19 protein-coding genes are annotated in these 18,805 nt (G+C 41.8%); all 19 read left to right on the top strand.

The features are described from left to right. Nucleotides 1-454: 454 nt before the first annotated feature. The 19 genes from RH949_RS26025 to RH949_RS25935 all read left to right on the top strand — a co-directional run bounded on the left by RH949_RS26025 (nt 455) and on the right by RH949_RS25935 (nt 18,706). The gene (locus RH949_RS26025) at nt 455-1,009 is read left to right on the top strand and encodes a protoglobin domain-containing protein (protein ID WP_006102031.1); all 555 of its coding nucleotides are present in this window, start codon (nt 455-457) and stop codon (nt 1,007-1,009) included. 57 nt (nt 1,010-1,066) lie between these two features. Continuing rightward, entirely contained in the window at nt 1,067-1,438 is a 372-nt protein-coding gene (locus RH949_RS26020; RefSeq protein WP_006101972.1) for a roadblock/LC7 domain-containing protein, read from the top strand. A 270-nt stretch (nt 1,439-1,708) separates the two neighbouring features. Continuing rightward, the gene (locus RH949_RS26015) at nt 1,709-2,239 is read left to right on the top strand and encodes a GTP-binding protein (RefSeq protein WP_006102090.1); all 531 of its coding nucleotides are present in this window, start codon (nt 1,709-1,711) and stop codon (nt 2,237-2,239) included. A 177-nt stretch (nt 2,240-2,416) separates the two neighbouring features. After that, nucleotides 2,417-2,914: a hypothetical protein gene (locus RH949_RS26010; RefSeq protein ID WP_044208008.1), complete on the top strand. Its 498-nt coding sequence runs from the start codon at nt 2,417-2,419 to the stop codon at nt 2,912-2,914. A gap of 167 nt (nt 2,915-3,081) precedes the next feature. Beyond that, a complete protein-coding gene (locus RH949_RS26005; protein WP_446357206.1) occupies nt 3,082-3,453 on the top strand; it encodes a roadblock/LC7 domain-containing protein in 372 nt (123 codons plus the stop codon). Between the two features lie 273 nt (nt 3,454-3,726). Next, nucleotides 3,727-4,224 (top strand): hypothetical protein, encoded by a 498-nt coding sequence (locus RH949_RS26000; RefSeq protein ID WP_446357204.1) that lies wholly within the window; start codon nt 3,727-3,729, stop codon nt 4,222-4,224. Nucleotides 4,225-4,293: 69 nt separating this feature from the next. Next, nucleotides 4,294-4,665 carry a roadblock/LC7 domain-containing protein gene (locus RH949_RS25995; RefSeq protein WP_006101996.1) on the top strand — a complete coding sequence of 124 codons (372 nt, stop codon included), beginning with the start codon at nt 4,294-4,296 and terminating at the stop codon, nt 4,663-4,665. A gap of 438 nt (nt 4,666-5,103) precedes the next feature. Beyond that, nucleotides 5,104-5,619: a hypothetical protein gene (locus RH949_RS25990; RefSeq protein ID WP_006101853.1), complete on the top strand. Its 516-nt coding sequence runs from the start codon at nt 5,104-5,106 to the stop codon at nt 5,617-5,619. 91 nt (nt 5,620-5,710) lie between these two features. After that, on the top strand, nt 5,711-6,082 hold the full coding sequence (locus RH949_RS25985; protein ID WP_006102075.1) for a roadblock/LC7 domain-containing protein: 372 nt from the start codon (nt 5,711-5,713) through the stop codon (nt 6,080-6,082). Between the two features lie 733 nt (nt 6,083-6,815). Then, nucleotides 6,816-7,331, top strand: a complete 516-nt coding sequence (locus RH949_RS25980) for a hypothetical protein (protein WP_006101955.1) — start codon at nt 6,816-6,818, stop codon at nt 7,329-7,331. Nucleotides 7,332-7,421: 90 nt separating this feature from the next. Then, on the top strand, nt 7,422-7,793 hold the full coding sequence (locus RH949_RS25975; RefSeq protein ID WP_006102054.1) for a roadblock/LC7 domain-containing protein: 372 nt from the start codon (nt 7,422-7,424) through the stop codon (nt 7,791-7,793). Nucleotides 7,794-8,348: 555 nt separating this feature from the next. After that, nucleotides 8,349-8,732 (top strand): hypothetical protein, encoded by a 384-nt coding sequence (locus RH949_RS25970; RefSeq protein ID WP_446357200.1) that lies wholly within the window; start codon nt 8,349-8,351, stop codon nt 8,730-8,732. Between the two features lie 1,294 nt (nt 8,733-10,026). Then, on the top strand, nt 10,027-10,398 hold the full coding sequence (locus tag RH949_RS25965) for a roadblock/LC7 domain-containing protein (RefSeq protein WP_006101937.1): 372 nt from the start codon (nt 10,027-10,029) through the stop codon (nt 10,396-10,398). Between the two features lie 457 nt (nt 10,399-10,855). Then, a complete protein-coding gene (locus RH949_RS25960) occupies nt 10,856-11,521 on the top strand; it encodes an MIP/aquaporin family protein (protein WP_044208012.1) in 666 nt (221 codons plus the stop codon). 216 nt (nt 11,522-11,737) lie between these two features. Continuing rightward, entirely contained in the window at nt 11,738-12,280 is a 543-nt protein-coding gene (locus RH949_RS25955) for a GTP-binding protein (RefSeq protein ID WP_446357197.1), read from the top strand. A 228-nt stretch (nt 12,281-12,508) separates the two neighbouring features. Beyond that, on the top strand, nt 12,509-14,503 hold the full coding sequence (locus tag RH949_RS25950) for a tetratricopeptide repeat protein (protein ID WP_446357195.1): 1,995 nt from the start codon (nt 12,509-12,511) through the stop codon (nt 14,501-14,503). 349 nt (nt 14,504-14,852) lie between these two features. After that, the gene (locus tag RH949_RS25945; RefSeq protein ID WP_006101919.1) at nt 14,853-15,407 is read left to right on the top strand and encodes a protoglobin domain-containing protein; all 555 of its coding nucleotides are present in this window, start codon (nt 14,853-14,855) and stop codon (nt 15,405-15,407) included. A 157-nt stretch (nt 15,408-15,564) separates the two neighbouring features. Beyond that, nucleotides 15,565-16,212, top strand: coding sequence for a GTP-binding protein (locus RH949_RS25940; RefSeq protein WP_006102094.1), 648 nt, complete (start codon nt 15,565-15,567; stop codon nt 16,210-16,212). A gap of 358 nt (nt 16,213-16,570) precedes the next feature. Next, nucleotides 16,571-18,706 carry a pentapeptide repeat-containing protein gene (locus RH949_RS25935; RefSeq protein WP_006101889.1) on the top strand — a complete coding sequence of 712 codons (2,136 nt, stop codon included), beginning with the start codon at nt 16,571-16,573 and terminating at the stop codon, nt 18,704-18,706. Nucleotides 18,707-18,805 lie beyond the last annotated feature (99 nt).

Here is an 18,805-nt window from a genome sequence, read left to right as displayed (position 1 = left end):
GGCATTTAAACCTTAATATTAGTAATGGCGAAAGCCTTGTAGTGCGTTTAGCGAAGCCATGCCGCAGGCTTTAGCGAAGCCATGCCGCAGGCTTTGCATCTTGCTCGCTACTAATACCCAATTTAAATGCATGACAGCTTAGTGTTAACACAGCATTAGTTTAGGCTGATAAAGTTCGGCATTAGTCTAGCAATATACGATAGCATTCATTCTATTTGCCATCTATTTTCTAACACTTGAATATCCTTGAAGTCAATTACAGTTCTAAGGGTGCGTTATATTCATTTTATTTAAATGCCATACTTTGCTTTTTATTTGGCATTTAAATAAAATGTGCTGCTTAATTTTATGGTCAAATTTTTTCACAAAATCAACACAAAAAAATATGGACAAACGTAAAAACAATTTGTTATCAATGAAGAAGATTAAAAATTCATGCTGGTAGGAGAAAACTATGGCTTTAGATGCTCATGCATTTATGGAAACAATGGCAAAGCGTATTAGCTTTACCGATGAAGACAAAGCAATCCTCAAAGCTAACGCAGATTGGGGTAAAGACATCGCTCCAGAAATGGCAGATCATTTCTATGCCTATTTGGGACGAGATCCAGAAATGAGCGAAATTTTAAATGCCAAAGAAGGACGGATGCATCGCCTACGTGAAACCTTTACTCAATGGTTTTACGAAATGTTTACAGGTATAGATGATTGGGGTAATGCTTATGCCGATCGCCGCTGGCGAATTGGTCTAGTGCATGTGCAGATTGGTATTGGACCGCAACATGTGGTTCCAGCTATGGCAATTGTGGTTAATGCTGTAGGTCAAAAGCTAAAAGAGGCAGACAAAAATGAAGAATTACGGGATGCCCTCAGTCTAATTTGCATGATTGATCTGGCATTTATTGAACAAGCCTACATTGAAGTCACGTCAGCCGCTGTACTTCAAGAAACTGGCTGGACAGAAGGCTTATTCAAACGGCTCATTTCCACAGGTGCAGCTTCGATGTAACTCAACGCTTAACTGTATTAGCAATCTCTCAAATTTTAGCAGGAGTACAAACAATCAATGGCGATCAATTCTGAAAAATTAGGACATATTCTCAAGGATTTTGTCTCGGCGACGAATGATGTTGAAGGTGCTGCTATTGTCACTCCAGATGGTTTACCTCTGGCAACTACTTTGCCTAGTAATATGGATGATGAACGGGTATCAGCCATGTCTGCGGCGATGCTATCTTTAGGGGAACGAATTGGTAAAGAACTGGTTCGAGGTGCAATTGATCGCATCTATGTTGAAGGTAACCAAGGCTTGAGTATTTTGACCAGTTGTGGTGAAGATGCTGTATTTCTCGTTTTAGCCACTCAACAAGCTAAACAAGGACTTTTGATGTTGGAAATAAAACGGGCGCTTGGTGACCTTAAGTCTATCTTGATGTAAAGCAAATAACAATTGTCAGGCACTATTTAAAAGTCTTTAATTAACTGCAAAAAAGCAATAAATATCCTGACATTACTCAATTATACCCTTGACAGCATTTTCTGTTTTTCCTTACAAATCAAACAATGAAAGTATTCTTTTAGTTCAAGATAATCGTGATTTAGCTTTTGGATTTATGGAGGTCAATAAAACAACTTTATGTAGTAATTATTTATGATATCGTTATGCCACATAATAAAACTAACAGCAAAAAATGATCAAATAATTTTTATGAAAAATATACGTATAGTCATAACCGGAACTGTAGGAGCAGGTAAGTCTACTTTTGTACGTACAGCTAGTGAAATTGATGTTGTAGAAATAGAACGTAAGGTTAGTAATTCGGAAATAGAATCCTCATTTAAGGATAAAACTACCGTTGCGTTTGACTTTGGTAAATTGGTTTTAGATGCCAATAAAATCTTACATATATATGGGACTCCCGGTCAAACCCGCTTTGATTTTATGTGGGATATTTTAATTAAAGGGGCTGATGCTTATATTCTACTGGTGAAGGCTAATCAAGCAGATAGTTTTTCCTACGCTAAAGATATTTTAGCGTTTATGAACGATCGCGTTCAAGTACCGATGGTTATTGGTTTAACTCATACTGATTGTTCGGGGGCTATACCGACAGAAGAAATAGTCAAACATTTAGGCATTTTAAATGCTAAAGATTGTCCAGCTATTTTGAAGGTTAATCCTCGACTAAAAAATTCGGTTGTAACTGCACTAAATGTTTTAATAAATAAAGTTATTTAAATGAACTTGCAAGCCATTTTCTAAGCTTACAATATTATCATAAAAGTATTTGATTTGCCTTTAATAAAACTTAAAAATACTTTTATAGAGAAATATCTGAATGATGCTTTTAATGGAGAAATAGTAAATAGAAAGTTAACTGATTACAGTCAAATCAATACAACTAAGGAGATGGATATGGCAATTGCACAGAATGAACTACGCCAAGAACTTGGAGACTTTAGCAGTATTATTTGCCTCAAAGCCATTATTACTGGTGTTGAAGAAGCTTTAGGCGATAAAGCTACCGCAATTGCACTAATTTCGGCGGGTCGTCAACGGGGCAGAATGTTAGCTGAAAAGCTTGGATTAGTGGACAAGGGCAAAGAAGTTTCTTTAGCAGATGTGACCCAAAAAGTTCAGTACGCTTTAGGTAAAGAGGGGACTCGCTTGTGCGTGGTTGACAAGATCATCCAGGAAGACGAAGGATATAAAGTCTATACTCACGAAACTGTTTGTTCAGCAGGTGAACCTCAAGGCTCGTCTCGTCAATGCACATTTACGATGGGGGCAATTCAAGGGTTTCTTGAAGCCTTTTTAGGTAAGCGTTTACGGGGAACTCAGACTGAATCAACATTACGGGAAGGAACTCACGACGTTTTCGAGTACAAGATTTTAGGCGCTGTCCAAAAATAATCCGGTTTTTGCAATTGGATTGTATGAGTACAGAATAGCGTCAATAAAATAAATACGCAAAAAAGCTGAACATCGTCATGATTTGAGTAAAGGCGTTCTCTGAGAACGTCTCTACATGACGTTTGCACAAAGGAGATTATTGAATCAATTTAAACAAAACGACGGCTATGGCGATTAATCCTTACAAATTAGGGCGTATTTTACAAACCTTTGTAAGCAATACCCCTGATGTGCAAGGTGCAGCAATGATTACTCCTGATGGTTTACCCATAGCTGCTAGTTTGCCAGTTGATATGGATGATGAACGGGTATCGGCAATATCAGCAGCGATGTTATCTCTGGGTGAGCGGATTGGTAAGGAACTGGCTCGGGGAACTATTGCTCGCATTTCTGTCGAAGGTAACCATGGCTTAAGTATTTTAACCAGTTGCGGGGAAGATGCTGTTTTTCTGGTTTTAGCCAGTAAAACAGCTAAGCCGGGACTGTTGAAATTAGAAATCAAACGAACGATTACTCAATTTAATTTATTTTTGCCGTAAAAATTATCGCTTGACAATATTGCATTGGTGCAGGCATTGATTGCGCCAATTAATTTATTTTTTTCTTAAAAATATACTCAGCCATAGACTTTATATATGCTTCATAAAAACATCATAGAAAACTACAGACATTTTCCTAATTAATTGCTAAAACAGAAGTAGGGATTATTACCTAAAACTAACCCTAAAAATTAGCTGTATAAAAATATTATTTCTATACAGCTAAACAAACTATCATTGTCAGCATTTTTAGCATCAAATGAGGAAAATATTATGGCAATTGCACAGAATGAAATACGTCAAGAACTGGGAGACTTTAGCAGCATTGTTTGCTTGAAGGCAATCGTTGTCGGTGTCGAAGAAGCGCTGGGCGAAAAAGCTGCCGCGATCGCAATGATTTCTGCAGGTCGCCAACGGGGTAAAAAGCTAGCCGAAGATCTGGATTTGGCGGGCAAGGGTTCCTCGATGTCCCTGGAAGATGTGACGGTAAAAATGCAGGAAGCCTTGGGCAAAGAGGGAACTCGTTTGTGCGTCATTGACAAAGTTACCCAAGAGGGTGATATCTACAAGGTTTATACTCACGAAACTGTTTGTTCAGCCGGCGAATCTCAAGGCTCATCCCGGCAATGTACATTCACCATGGGGGCAATTCAAGGATTTCTCGAAACATTTTTAGGTAAGCGCCTACGGGGAACTCAATCTGAATCCGTCTTACGGGGTGGCAATTTTGATCTATTAGAGTACGCCGCTCTTCCTGCAGTCAATCATTAAAAGGGTTCAAGTTTTCGTTCAGTATCTATCGCGATAAAGACTATTTGAAATTGAACAAGGAGTATGACAATGGCTATTAATGCCGAAAAACTAGGAATGATCATCAAAGATTTTGCTTCAGCCACCTCTGATGTTGAAGGAGCAGCAGTTGTCACCCCCGATGGTTTACCTCTGGCGACGACTTTACCCAGTGGTATGGATGACGAACGGGTTTCTGCGATGTCTGCGGCGATGCTTTCCTTAGGTGAACGGATTGGTAAAGAATTAGTTCGCGGTACAATTGACCGGATCTATGTCGAGGGTGCAAAGGGCTTTAGTGTCTTGACCAGTTGTGGTGAAGATACCGTCTTTCTGGTGCTGGCGACTAAAGCGGCAAAGCAAGGACTGTTGATGCTGGAAATCAAGCGCACCGTTGGTGAATTGCAGATGGTTCTGTCGTAATTGACACCTAGCTGATCAAACAGAGGCAGAAGGCTCTCTTGTATGTAGGGTGGGCAATGCCCACCTTACTGCGGATGGTTCTGTCGTAATTGACACCTAGCTGATCAAAGAAAGGCAGAAGGTTCTCTTGTATGTAGGGTGGGCAATGCCCACCTTACTCCTATAGATAGCGTTTAAACTGTCAAAATGATTATTTTTAATAAAAAAATAACTTTAATTATTGAAAATTACAACCAGAGTTAATTTGATTATAAATTCTATAGTTAATGAATTTAAAAAATCCTGAATATGCAGACATATTAAAGATAAAGTGCTACAACACAAATAGAAAACATTTACTGGAACTACTCCCAGTATTTGGCTGTTAAAACATAGTTTTGCCTGAACAGCTAAACTCTTAATGCCAACAAATCTTGTTCATTAAATGAGGAAAATACTATGGCAGATTCAGCGAAAGATCCACGTCAAGAATTGGGAAACTTTGGCAGCATTGGAGAAATGAAGGCAATCGTTAGCGGTATCGAGGAGACCCTGGGTACAAGAGCCGCTGCGATCGCAATGCTTTCTGCAGGTCGCCAACGGGGTAAAGAGCTAGCCAAAAAATTAAATTTGGTAGACCAGGATGCCTCCGTCTCCCTGGAAGAAATTACCGAAAAAGCCCAGCTAGCCTTGGGCAAGGAGGGAACCCGTTTGTGCGTCATTGACAAAATTATCAAAGAGGGCGATGTCTACAAAGTCTATACTCGCGAAACTTTTGACTCCTTCGGTGAAATTCAAGGCTCAACTCGGGTAGCTTCTTTCACCATGGGGGCGATTCAAGGGTTTCTCGAAGCCTTTCTGAATCAGCGTTTGCAGGGAACTCAAATTGAATCACTTTTACAAGGGGGTAGCTGTGATCTGTTTGAGTACGCCATTATGGGTGAAATCAACAGGAATGTTCGTCCTGAACTCTAAGAGTAACAGCGTCGAGGGGAAGAGGAAAAATCTCAGCTTTGAGTATCTATGTACTGCAAAGACTGTTGGAAATTAAACAAGGAGTATCAAAATGGCGATTAACGCCGAAAAACTAGGAATGATCATCAAAGACTTTGCTTCAGCAACCTCTGATGTTGAAGGAGCCGCAGTTGTCACCCCCGATGGTTTACCTCTGGCGACGACTTTACCCAGTGGTATGGATGACGAACGAGTTTCTGCGATGTCAGCGGCGATGCTTTCCTTAGGGGAACGGATTGGTAAAGAATTAGTTCGCGGTACAATTGACCGGATTTATGTCGAGGGTGCAAAGGGCTTTAGTGTCTTGACCAGTTGTGGTGAAGATACCGTCTTTCTGGTGCTGGCGACGAAAGAGGCTAAACAAGGACTGTTGATGCTGGAAATCAAGCGCACTGTTGGTGAATTGCGGATGGTTTTGTCGTAATTAGTTGACACACCTAGCTGACCAAAGAAAGGCATAAGGCTCCCAGGCTGTCTTAACCTCTCAATCACCATTTGTAGGGACAGGAAATTTCCTGTCCCTACTGGCGTGGCACAGCTAAAATTGTGGGATAAATCTTATCATTGAATCGGGCGCAAGTCCTTGCGACCCTACAGTTTATGGGTATAAGCGTCATCTATAAAATTAGGTGTGCCACGCCACTACTGTTGAGATTACAAATTAAACAAACTATCACTAAGATTAATTGATTCTGGATTTATTTTCAGTAAATTTGCATCACAATATTATCTTGGGAGCATGTCAACGTAAGTAGATTTGCCCCTTGGAACCTAGGCGAAGCTTTCTCGTACTCGCCATGGAGAACCCAAAGGGTAAAGTAACCCGTTGGGTTACTGTCGGGTAACGCTTACGCTATACCCAACCTACAAGAACATTTTGTGCTGTCCCTGACAGGCTTCCATCATCTTCTTGGCATTTATTGTTTTACAATTAATAATTTTAGTTATTAATTTATTTTTTTATGGTCAAAACAATTCTCTGGTGACTTAATTAAGAAAGTATTTGTTATTCCTATATTTCAGTTATTTACGGATATAATAAAAGCAGGGATTATTTACCAAGCCACTCACAGAATTTGGCTGTTAAAACATATTTTTGTCTGAACAGTTGAACTCTTAGTTACAACAAAAATTGAACATCAAATTAGGAAATTACTATGGCAGATTCAGCGAAAGATCCACGTCAAGAACTGGGAGACTTTGGCAGCATTGGAGAAATGAAGGCAATCGTTAGCGGTATCGAGGAGACCCTGGGTACAAGAGCCGCTGCGATCGCGATGCTTTCTGCAGGTCGCCAACGGGGTCAAGAGCTAGCCAAAAAATTAAATTTGGTAGACCAGGATGCCTCCGTCTCATTGGAAGAAATTACCGAAAAAGCCCAGCTAGCCTTGGGCAAAGAGGGAACTCGTTTGTGCGTCATTGACAAAATTATCAAAGAGGGCGATGTCTACAAAGTCTATACTCGCGAAACCTTTGACTCTTTCGGTGAAATTCAAGGCTCAACTCGGGTAGCTTCTTTCACCATGGGGGCGGTTCAAGGGTTTCTCGAAGCCTTTCTGAATCAGCGTTTGCAGGGAACTCAAATTGAATCACTTTTACAAGGGGGTGGCTGTGATCTGTTCGAGTACACCATTATGGGTGAAATCAACAGGAATGTTCGTGCTGAACTCTAAGAGTAACAGCGTCGGGGAAACAGGAGAAATCTCAGCTTTGAGTATCTATATACTGCAAAGACTGTTGGAAATTAAACAAGGAGTATCCAAATGGCGATTAACGCCGAAAAACTAGGAATGATCATCAAAGACTTTGCTTCAGCAACGTCTGATGTTGAAGGAGCAGCAGTTGTCACCCCCGATGGTTTACCTCTGGCGACGACTTTACCCAGTGGTATGGATGACGAACGGGTTTCTGCGATGTCTGCGGCGATGCTTTCCTTGGGGGAACGGATTGGTAAAGAATTAGTTCGCGGTACAATTGACCGTATTTATGTAGAGGGTGATCAGGGTTTGAGTATCCTCACCAGTTGTGGTGAAGATACCGTCTTTCTAGTTTTGGCGACTAAAGCGGCGAAGCAAGGACTGTTGATGCTGGAAATCAAGCGCACCGTTGGTGAATTGCAGATGGTTCTGTCGTAATTGATACCTAGCTGACTGAAGAAAGGTAAAAGACTCCAGGAATGTAGGGTGGGCAATGCCCACCCTACTGGCAAGCTTAAAACAGTGGTCAAGTATTTTCTCAAACCCTTATGAGGGTAGCGATCCAGAAAAATTTTACCCACAACTTTAAGCTTGCCAGCCTACTACTTATATGTGAAGTTACCCCAGAATTATGAGAAGCATGGCACAAAAGTATAAGAAATGTTAACAAAATCAATTTAGGGGATTGGTCATATTCAAGTTATGAAGGCTTCAAGGGTATACCATTGAAGGGTTTGGAGGCTAAACAGCTCAGTAATATCTATCTATAGGTAGAGATGAGCTGGAATCAAGGCTTGAACTCAATTGTCGGTCTGATCTTCTCAGCGATCCATAAATAGTCTACCCTGATTGTAAATTTTTTTAAAAAAAAGCTCATTTCTCCGGAGAAGTTCACTATACTGGTTTTTACCTTCGTAATTTCTTACATTACAGAAATTGATTAAAGGTTTGTTACATAAAGACCATTTTTTATCCCCGATAGGAGGAACGTCCATGGAAATGACAACCCGTGAAAACTTAACCAAGACTTATTCACTCAACGAAAAGGTCACAGGCTTCTTAATTTGGACATTTACCCTAACGGTAAGTCTCTTAGTGGCAGGGTTTCCGCTGATTGTGTTAATGGTGGCGCTTGGAGCAATTATGGCGATTTCCTTACAATCACTTTTGCCGATTAGTGCCGTTTTGCTCGTCGCCGTTGGTTTGATTGGCGCGAATGTTTTTGGCATTTTGTTCGGCGCTGCCGTATTAACCTTTAAGGGCGTCAATCCTAAGGAAGTTCGTTGGTTAAGCTGGTTACATGGTGAGCAGAATATTCTTCATAAGTCAATTTTTGCAGCTTGCCCACTCACCTGTGACTATGAACTTACAAAGTAGGACTCCACTTGGGACTCAAAAATTTGTCAACATAGCTTGATGACTTAGTAAGTTTTCCATCAAATGGTAGTGTGGCCCGGTTTTAACCGGGTTTTTTCATGGGTGGGTCAGACAGGGAACGGGGAACGTTTTGGGATCGCTAAAATCCTTGATATACCGTAGGGCTTGCTGCACAAAGCCAAAACCGCAAAGCCCATCAATACTTTGAGCTTTATTTACAGAGGGTTTTCTTCAAGGAAATGGGGTAGCATCCTTCATAAGTATGGCATCACCTTGCTCAGGGAAAATGTACCCTTGCTCCCCCAGCTGACACACCGAGCGAAGTCGAGGTGTTCCCCTGCTCCCCCTCACCACAACACTTATTCAGCAGCCCCTACCGTAGATATACCGTAACGCGATGCAAGAAGCGTCTGGAGAGCTGGGGGAGAAAAATAGGTAATTTTCTGCGGGGAGGGAAGTAAGCTTTATTGCCACAGCTATAAATAAAAAAAAATTATTGCTTTAAGTAAAAAAAGAATACTTAACTGTATTGACAATTATTTAGCGATCGCACTAAGGTTTAGATAACGTAAAACATGTTATACACATGTAGTACAAACCTAAACTTCTCAGGTAATAAAATTTGTTCGCTAGTGTAAATTGGCAAACATAAACGACCCACTTATTAACCAAATAGTTTTTAGCTTCTAGGTCACTTAACAAGTACCGCTACGCGGAAGTAAAACATCAGTAAAGATGTTCTATTTCACGTCACGATAAAAGCGAAATGTCTTTTGTCATGACTAAGTTAAGCTTATTTGTTTGAACGGTAGGCTTCCCTTACGCCAACCTCACCGACTTGCGCTGAGGTTAGCTTTGTCTCATCAATTTTTTCAGGGTGAATACTACGGTACTGTTCTCTCTGCCCAAATTACCCTCGCTTACTTATGGAATGATCAATTGAATTGAGTTGAACGACTCAATCGGCAAAATAATTCTTACTCAGGAGTTTTAAAACGTCTTAGTGTTATGCAGATGATGTTTTTAAACTACTGATTATACTGTTTTAGGTGTAGCATTTAATGCAAAGTGTTTTTGGTGATTTTAATTGCCAATCATAGATTCATTTGGGCGTTTATAAACACCAATAAATTATTAAAAAAAACTTTAAAATTTAATTTATAGAAAAGATCCGGACTTAAGATTGTTTTAATAGAAAGCTTAATTGAAATAAACATTTTTAGTTTGTTTCAATCGATCAAAGACTAATAAGTTACTGAACCTAAATCTCTGAAAATACGTTAGGAGCAAAAAAATGCCGATTGACTCTGACAAAATGACCCGTATTCTCCACAACTTTGTCTCTAAGATCTCTGATGTGGAGGGAGCTGCCGTGGTAACTCCAGATGGTTTGCCACTTGCATCCAGTTTACCCGGTGGTATTGATGATGTGCGGGTATCTGCCATGTCAGCTACGATGCTGTCTCTGGGCGAGAAAGTTGGAGCTGAACTTGCTAAAGGCGGCATGGATCAAATCAGCGTTGTCAGTGGTGAAGGGTTTAGCATTTTGACCAATTGTGGTAACGATGCTGTTTTAATCGTCCTCGCCGGAAAAGATGCCAAACAGGGTGTTTTACAGTTAGAGATTCAGCGTGTCGTTAATGACTTGAAAGTGGCGATGAGGTAGTCTATTTAGCCAATTTATAAGTTGACTAATCTGGGAAGCTACTTGTAATTTTTATCTCCCAAATCTCAGGCTAAGATATAGCTAAAGTTTACTTATAAACTTAGCAAACAATTGGGCATGAATGAAAATTACAGTGAGTTTCTATTAAATTGGCATTCTCTTTCTAAGAGTACAGACTCAAGTCTCTATCGTCTCTCTTGTTAATCATCAAGAATGGGCAGGATATTCGGTTTTCTGTAAAGCCTGAATCAATCCAGTTTCAATCTTCACACGATGAGTTGTAACCTGAGTTGGACATTAATTAACCAACTCAGTAAAAAAACAATCAAGGTATTGCATCTCTAACACAGGGACATCAATTAAAAAATCTACGACTGGACTCGTTAGTAGCCTTAAATCAAACCAACGTTTATCAACCAGTCAACTGACATGATGTACTGTAGGAGACATGACAGCGATGAAATGGAAAGCATTCATTGCCGAATTTATTGGTACGTTTGCCTTAATCTTCATTGGAGTCGGCGCAATCGCCGCAAACCATATCACCGAAGGAGGTGCTGGACTAACGGGTATCGCTCTCGCCCATGGATTAACCATCGCGGTAATGGTGAGCGCCACAGCCGCCGTTAGTGGTGGTCATCTGAATCCCGCTGTGACATTTGGAGCATTGCTCACCGGTAAAATTGATCCCAAAAATGCGGGTGGATATGTTCTCTTCCAGTGTTTAGGTGCAATTTTTGCCGCTAGTCTGATTAAACTAAGTATTCCCATTCAGGTTTTAAATGCCGTCAGTATGGGTACGCCAGCGTTGGGATCAGGAATTAGTCCTATTGCTGGAGTAGCAATGGAGTTTTTTCTGACATTCTTCTTAGTTTTCGTTATCTTCGGTACCGCCATTGATCCCCGTGCCCCCCAAGTTGGGGGCTTATTTATTGGCTTAACCGTAGCCCTAGATATCCTCGCTGGAGGTCCCATCAGTGGAGGGGCGATGAATCCAGCGCGACATTTAGGACCCGCGTTATTAGGGGGAGGACTGGGTAATATTTGGGTGTATTGGGTGGGTCCTTTATTAGGAGGGGCTGTAGCCGCTTTACTTTACGAACTCACGTTGGCAAAATCTTAAAACTTGTCAACCTCAGGAGTGGGTGCCCCGCGTCAATAGAATGACGTTCAGTTGTGAATTAATCTTAGCGGGTCGCCCCTCAACGAGCAAAATATTGCAACCAATTCTCTTCCAATTCAATAGATTCAATGACTTATATCTATTAATCAAGAAGACGGTTGATGCAATCCGCAAAAAAATGAATGAATTGCGCTGTGTTGTTATGGAGTCAAATCAATGAAATTTTTACGGGTCATTGTCGCAGGTCCTGTTAGTTCGGGGAAATCTACATTTGTGAAAACGGCTAGTGACACTGGCGTCATTGAAACCGAACGCTTTGCCACTGATTCCACATCTTTATTGAAGCCTCAAACGACTGTTGCTTTTGACTTTAGTCGCCTGATCCTCAGTCCGGAAATGGAACTGCATATTTACGGGACTCCTGGTCAATCGCGCTTTGACTTTATGTGGGATTTATTAATTCAAAGAGCTGATGCTTATATTCTGTTAGTAGCAGCCCATCGTGCGGATGATTTTTCCTCGGCTCGTGAAATTCTTACCTATATGCACCAACGTGTACAACTGCCGATGCTCATTGGTTTGACTCATACCGATTGTCCAAATGCCAAGTCGGTAGAAGACGTGACCAGAGAATTGAGTTGTCTCAATGACGTAAGCTGTCCAAGCATCGTGACAGTTAATCCAATGGATAAAACCTCGGTGTTTAATATCCTCATGATGATAAAATCTCATATTCTTAAAGAAGTTGACATCAGCTAATTTTATGTCGTCATAGATAAAGATCAAGCTATTTTGAGTAGATTTTACGCTTATAGCTGGCGTTTTATAAAAAATTGAGTCAGGATAGATTTAAAGGAATGTCTAGATTTTTTCAGCGTAGCTGGCTTCTTTTCGGTCAGCGAGTTCCTCTCCGTTAACGTGAATTGTCCCCACCTACTTAAGCGCGAGTGATAATGATCGTTTGGCGATAAACCATTGGAGCAATCGATGAGTGAAAATAAATCACGGTATGAATTACACTTTCATGGTCTAGTACAAGATGCGGTGACAGTTGAACCCAGTCAAGCGAAACAGATTTATCAAAATACTTTGACGCAACCGACGTCCAGCTATCAGTTACCCCTGCAACTGGCGGATTTTACAGGGCGTCAAGGGGAACTGGAACGCCTGACTGGGGTGTTAAAGCAGGCAAGATCAGGTCAAGAATCCCAGGGCGCGATCGCACTCGTCACGGGTGTCACAGGTGTGGGCAAGTCGGCTTTAGCGGTGCAAGTTGCCTATGAGTTACAATCTGACTTTCCTGATGCTCAACTTTATGTCAACCTGCGCGGGAGTGAAGGACAACCTCTCGACCCCTTAGACGTACTTGCGGGGTTTCTGCGGGTTTGGGGTGTGGAGGATCAGTCGATGCCTCAAAGTTTGAGTGAACGGTCTCAACTGTATCATTCTGTGATGGCAGGGAAACGGGTATTAATTATCCTGGACAACGCCCGCGATGAGTTTCAGATTCGTCCTTTACTCCCTAAATGTTCCACTTGTGCGGTTTTAATTACGACTCGCCGCCAGATTAATGGGTTGGAGGAGGCGACGATTGTCGAATTACCGGTGATGAGTGAACCCGAAGCGCGATCGCTGTTGGAAAATCTTATTGGTGCAGAGGTAATCGCGGCTGAACCCGACGCCACTCAACACATTATTATTCAGTGCGATTATCTGCCGTTAGCACTGCGGATTACTGGGGGATTTCTGCGCCAATCCCCCCACTGGCAATTGGCTGATTACGCCAGCAAGCTTGAGCATGAACGACAGCGACTGGCACAAATGCACTTGAGTGATTTGTCGGTACGCCCTAGCCTAGTGCTGAGTTATCAGTCATTGGATGAAGCCTCGGCGCGTTTGTTCCGGTTACTGGGACTTTTAGTCGGTGTGAATTTTAAGGCGGAAGTCGCGCCGAGGTTGTTGGAGGTGGAACCTGCGATCGCGCAGCACTCTTTTGATACGTTAGTGGCATGGCAGCTTGTCACCCCAGTAAGTCCTGGGCGCTATCGTTTCCATGATGTGGTGCGCTTGTTTGCCCGAGGACAGTTGGCGCAGCAAGAACCTGCGGATGTGCGACAAGCGGCTCGATTACGGCTGAGTCGCTGGTATCTGGAGACGGCTGAAATGGTGGATTTGGCGATTAATCCAGAAACTCGTCGCCAGTTGGTTCAGTCTGTGGTTAAGGGTAAAGAGCAAGCGCCGACAGAGCGTCGTTGGCTGTTGACGGCTCTATACTGGTTTGAAATCGAGCGCCCGAATATATTAGCGTCGGTGGAGTGGGCGCATCAAGCGGAGGCGTGGGATGTGGTGGTGTCTCTAGCTCAGAATTTGGTTAATTTCTTTAATACTCATGGGTACTGGGGAGACTGGGAACGCACTCATGGATTGGCTTTGGAAGCCAGCCGAGAATTAGGCGATCGCGACAAAGAGGCGCAGACACTGATTAATTTGGGTAATGTGTATTCGTTAGCTGGTCAATGGGAGAAGGCGAACCAATGTTATCAGCAGAGTTTGGGTATTTTTAACGAGTTGAGCGATCGCCCCGGAATGGCAAAGACGTTAAGTAATCTGGGGAATGTGTATTTTCAGCAGCAGCAGAACCAGAACGCGATCGATTGCTATCAGCAGAGTCTGTCCATGTTCCAGGAGTTACGCGATCGCTACCGAGAAGGTCAAACGTTAGCCAATATGGGTATTTTCTCTGCTCAAAATAATCAACCAGAACAAGCTATTCAGTTGTGGCAAGACTCGCTCACAAAACTTCATCCAAACTTGCCCAAGTTTCAACGAGTCGCTGAATGGTTACAGTCGATTAAAGGACAAAGCGTTGAAACCTCTTCTTCCACTCAGACGCCTCAGCCTCAGCGTCTCATTCTTTATTGGGGGGGCGCATTTATCCTGGCGATGAGTTTAATTCTGTCTATCATTATGTTAGCGGGGTGAAACATCTAATCCACTGGCTCGTTTTTAGAGCTACACAACTCTAGAGATTAACTTCATAAAACTATACAGAGTTAAATCCAAAAAATTACCAGAGCTTCCGGATTTTGGAAAAAATCCTGGAAAAGCTTGAATAGTTAATGGTATAGCTGTCGCCATAAAGATTAGGACAAATTGAACGGATTAAACAACCCCGTACAGATAATAAACCTTATGCCCTCTGCCTTTTAACATTCACTCAAAATATTCATGATTTTATCATAAAACAAGCAGACAATACTCTAGAAAAATTGCTAGAACTAGAGAAGACTCTATTTTGAGACTTACCCTAAAATCCAGATCAGAGAAAAATATGACCCTGAACGCTTATGATTTTTTGCAAAAAATGCAAGATCGGATTTATTTCACTGAAACCGATAAATCCCTCTTGAAATTCCATGCTGATTGGGGGAAAGAAATTGCACCAGAGGTAGCCGAACAGTTCTACGCCTACTTAGGCAGCGATCCAGAAATGAATGCAATTTTAAATCACACACCTGATCGCATCCATCGGCTCCGGGAAACCTTTGTTCAGTGGTTCTACGAAATGTTTACGGGTATGGATGACTGGGGTAATGCTTATGCTGAACGTCGTTGGCGAATTGGCTTGGTGCATGTGCGAATTGGCATTGGACCGCAACATGTTGTTCCGGCGATGGCAACGGTGATACGAGATATAGACAAACGACTCAAAGCCAATGACAAACCTGCTGAACTGCAAGAAGCACTCAGTCGAATTTGTATGATCGATTTAGCCTTCATTGAGCAAGCCTACATTGAAGTCAGTTCAGCCGCCGTACTTCAAGAAACAGGCTGGACTGAACGTCTATTTAAGCGACTCATTGCCGCCGGAGCCAGTTCCGTCTAAATGGTTAGATAACACTAAAGGTTAGCTAATTAATTTCGGGTGTAGTGCAATTCCGGGTAATTTTATATTTTTTTACAGCGGTGTGCTGTAAGTAAGTTACTCGCTTAACGGATCTGACATTCATAAACTTAGGTGAAATACTGCGGAGAAAAGTATAATGGAAACAATGCGTCTTGTCGTAACCGGAACAGTGGGTGCTGGTAAATCGACGTTTGTACGAACCTTTAGTCAAACGACAGTAATTGACACAGAACGCAAAGCGACAGATAACACATCACTAATGAAGAAACGCACAACTGTTGCTTTCGATTTTGGTACACGCATTTTAGGTCGGGATATGGAGTTACAAGTTTATGGGACTCCCGGTCAATCGCGCTTTGATTTTATGTGGGATTTATTGATTCGTCGCGCTCATGCCTATATTTTACTGGTGGCAGCTAATCGTTCTAGCTCTTTCAATGATGCTCGCGAAATTATCTCGTTTATGAACAGCCGAGTCCAAATTCCGATGATAATCGGTCTAACTTGTATGGATTTACCTGGCGCTTTGGGACAAGAGCATGTTGCCTTTGCCCTCGGCTTTATGAATGACAAAAACCGACCGCCCATTGTTACACTAAATCCTAATGAAAAAACGTCAGTTTTTGAATCATTGATGGTGTTAATGGCTCACCAGTTGTTACAAAGTAGTAAGAGCAAAGGAAATGCCGCCTTGGGAAATGTCGGAGGTAGTCGTCAAGCTGAACCCCTGAAGTCAAGAACGAAGTATCAGTGGCCCAAGCAACAGTTTTCATCAGGGCTATAGGATTTAATACCAAGTTGCGTTCTAACCTGTCTGATGGGAGCGAAGCGAAGAATCTGGTCGGAACCATCAATGGTGAAGACAGTACCAAATGGCTATCCTTACTATCCCAGCCAAGACGGTGGGAGGGATAGCCGCTTTTGGGTGATGTCCCAGAAAGCTAGACTAAGGTATGATGAAGAGTAGACTCGTCTTAGCAAGGGTTAGCTGACTTAGTTATGCGATCGCAGTTGCTCCTTCTCCCGTCGGCAAAATTTGGCTAGTGCAGTGGGGCGGTCAGTACTGACCCGCGAAAATCTCCCTTGCACACCCCTATACTGCTCGGCTAAGAAGAGAGTTCAAATCAACATTTTTTTGGATCATGACGGGGCGCATCTTGCCAGAAAGCGAACAATTGAATTTATCAGGTGAGGACATTTCTGGGTCTGACTTCAATATTCAGCAGGCTCAAGAGGTTATTTATCAATTTTTGATCAAACTTGTTCATCACAATCCCCCAGAAACTGTATTACAAGAGTTTCGCCAATTATTTATATTTGGTAAAGAGCCGAGTGAGCCTCATGTAAAAACAGCACTTGATACAATTATTGCCAGCAAAAATGATAAAGAATTCAGAAATACTTTAAAACGATCTTGTTATATTTTAATTAATAACTGGTCTTCAAAACGCAGTTATAATTTTATTCAAAACCTGATTCAATTAGTTGGTGATCCTCCGCTGAAGCCGACAACTATATCCCCTTCCATGACTCGGCTAAAAGGGTATGTTGCTAATTTTGTTGATAGCCACGATTATCAAGAACTGAAATTATTTTCGGCTCCCTATACGGCTGAATATGAAGCCGAACAACAGCACTGGAGTCATCGGTATACATCTTATTTATTAGTTCCCCAATATCTGGACTCTCGCAATCCAATTGAACAGCGAGAAACTGCCAAAAATCTATCTAGACGGCTGAGGAAAAAATTTAAGTTCGATCTAGCCATGTATACGGCTCGATATGATTCTCCTAATTTTAACTCCGATAAAAAAATTAGTAATCCAACTCGTCTAGGTCCTCACGTCATCCAACTGATCAAAAAAATAAGCTCTCGGCAACTATTGGTTAATTGCCGAAGTTATGCTGATCATTTAAACCAATACGTTACAAATAAAGACTACCAAGACTTTAAACAGGATTTAAAAAAGTATTTGTTGTTTTTAATTAACACTCCCGTTTATTCGGGAATACTCGATCAGTATTTATTTGCTCGATTAGATAGTCTTTATGAAAATCATCATCTCAAACCGATTAGTGGTGATTTACTACTACGAACATGTCGGCGAATGATTGAGGTACTAACCACTGAAGATGGTCGAGAACCTTCGACTCTGTTTATTTTGTTAACGAATCGTGGCAACCCTTTAACCTTAGTCGTGATTCTCCTGAAAATTATTTTAATTTGTAAATATGCTCAAACGCATCTTGATGTTTGTATTGCCCAATTAATTCGATATTACGAAAATTCTACTGAAAAAGACTGTCAGTGGTTGATTAATTTCTTGGAAGTTTTCAAGATTGTTTTTGCTATTTGTACCGAAGACACTCAATATAACATCGTTAAACTTAGTGATAATGACGATGAGCCAGATGCTTATGTTATGGATCTTGATAACTATCGCGTCTTTTCTCAATTGAAAGGAACGGATCTGCGGAACGCTGATTTAAGAGGAACAGATATCCGTTATATGGATCTGAGAGCAGCAGATTTACGGGAGGCTGATTTGGCGGGGGCTGATTTGAGCAAAGCCGACTTGAGTCTTGCCAAACTCAGTCAGACAAACTTAAGCGGTGCGATGCTTGATCGCACGGAGTTAAGCGGTGCGATGCTTCAAGATGCTAATTTGAGCGGTGCGAGTCTCAGTGAAGCAAATCTACGTTGTGCTGACCTGCGACAAGCTAATCTATGCTGTGCAATTTTAAAGAGCGCTAAACTGCGTCGTGCTAATCTCCAGCAAGCCGATCTGAGTAGTGCTGACTTAAGTAATGCTAGCTTGAATTCTGCGAATCTAGTGAATGCCAACCTGCGCTATGCTGATCTGAGCAATGCTGATCTCAGTCAAGCCAATCTTAAGGATGTAGATCTCAGGGATGCTAATCTTAGATGCGCTCAACTCAATTGGACTCAGCTAAACCATGCCAATTTAAGTAGTGCTAACTTGGATCGGGCGGATCTCAGTTATGCCAGTTTGTGTCATGCTAATCTTCAGAAAACGAACTTAACTCGCACAGATTTGAGCAATAGTAACCTCAGTAGAAGCGATATGAGTAAAGCTTTGCTACGTCACGTCAATTTGACGGGTGCAAATCTCAATCATGCTAATCTTCTTGATGCCAACCTGTTTAATGCAAATCTCACGGATGTGAAGGTTAAGGGAACTCGATTTGGGAATAATTCTGGACTCTCTGAGCCAATGAAGCAAGAACTCAAACAACAGGGTGCAATTTTTGGATAAGTAGACGGGAAAATTTAAAGTTAACGGTGAGGAACTCGCTACCCTTGAGAAGCAAGCTACGTCATTCGTCATTCGTCATTGGTCATTCATCCTTTGTAA

Source organism: Coleofasciculus sp. A1-SPW-01, from assembly GCF_040217205.1.
Taxonomy (GTDB): Bacteria; Cyanobacteriota; Cyanobacteriia; order Cyanobacteriales; family Coleofasciculaceae; genus Coleofasciculus; species Coleofasciculus chthonoplastes_A.
This window is presented reverse-complemented; position numbering and strand designations above follow the sequence as displayed.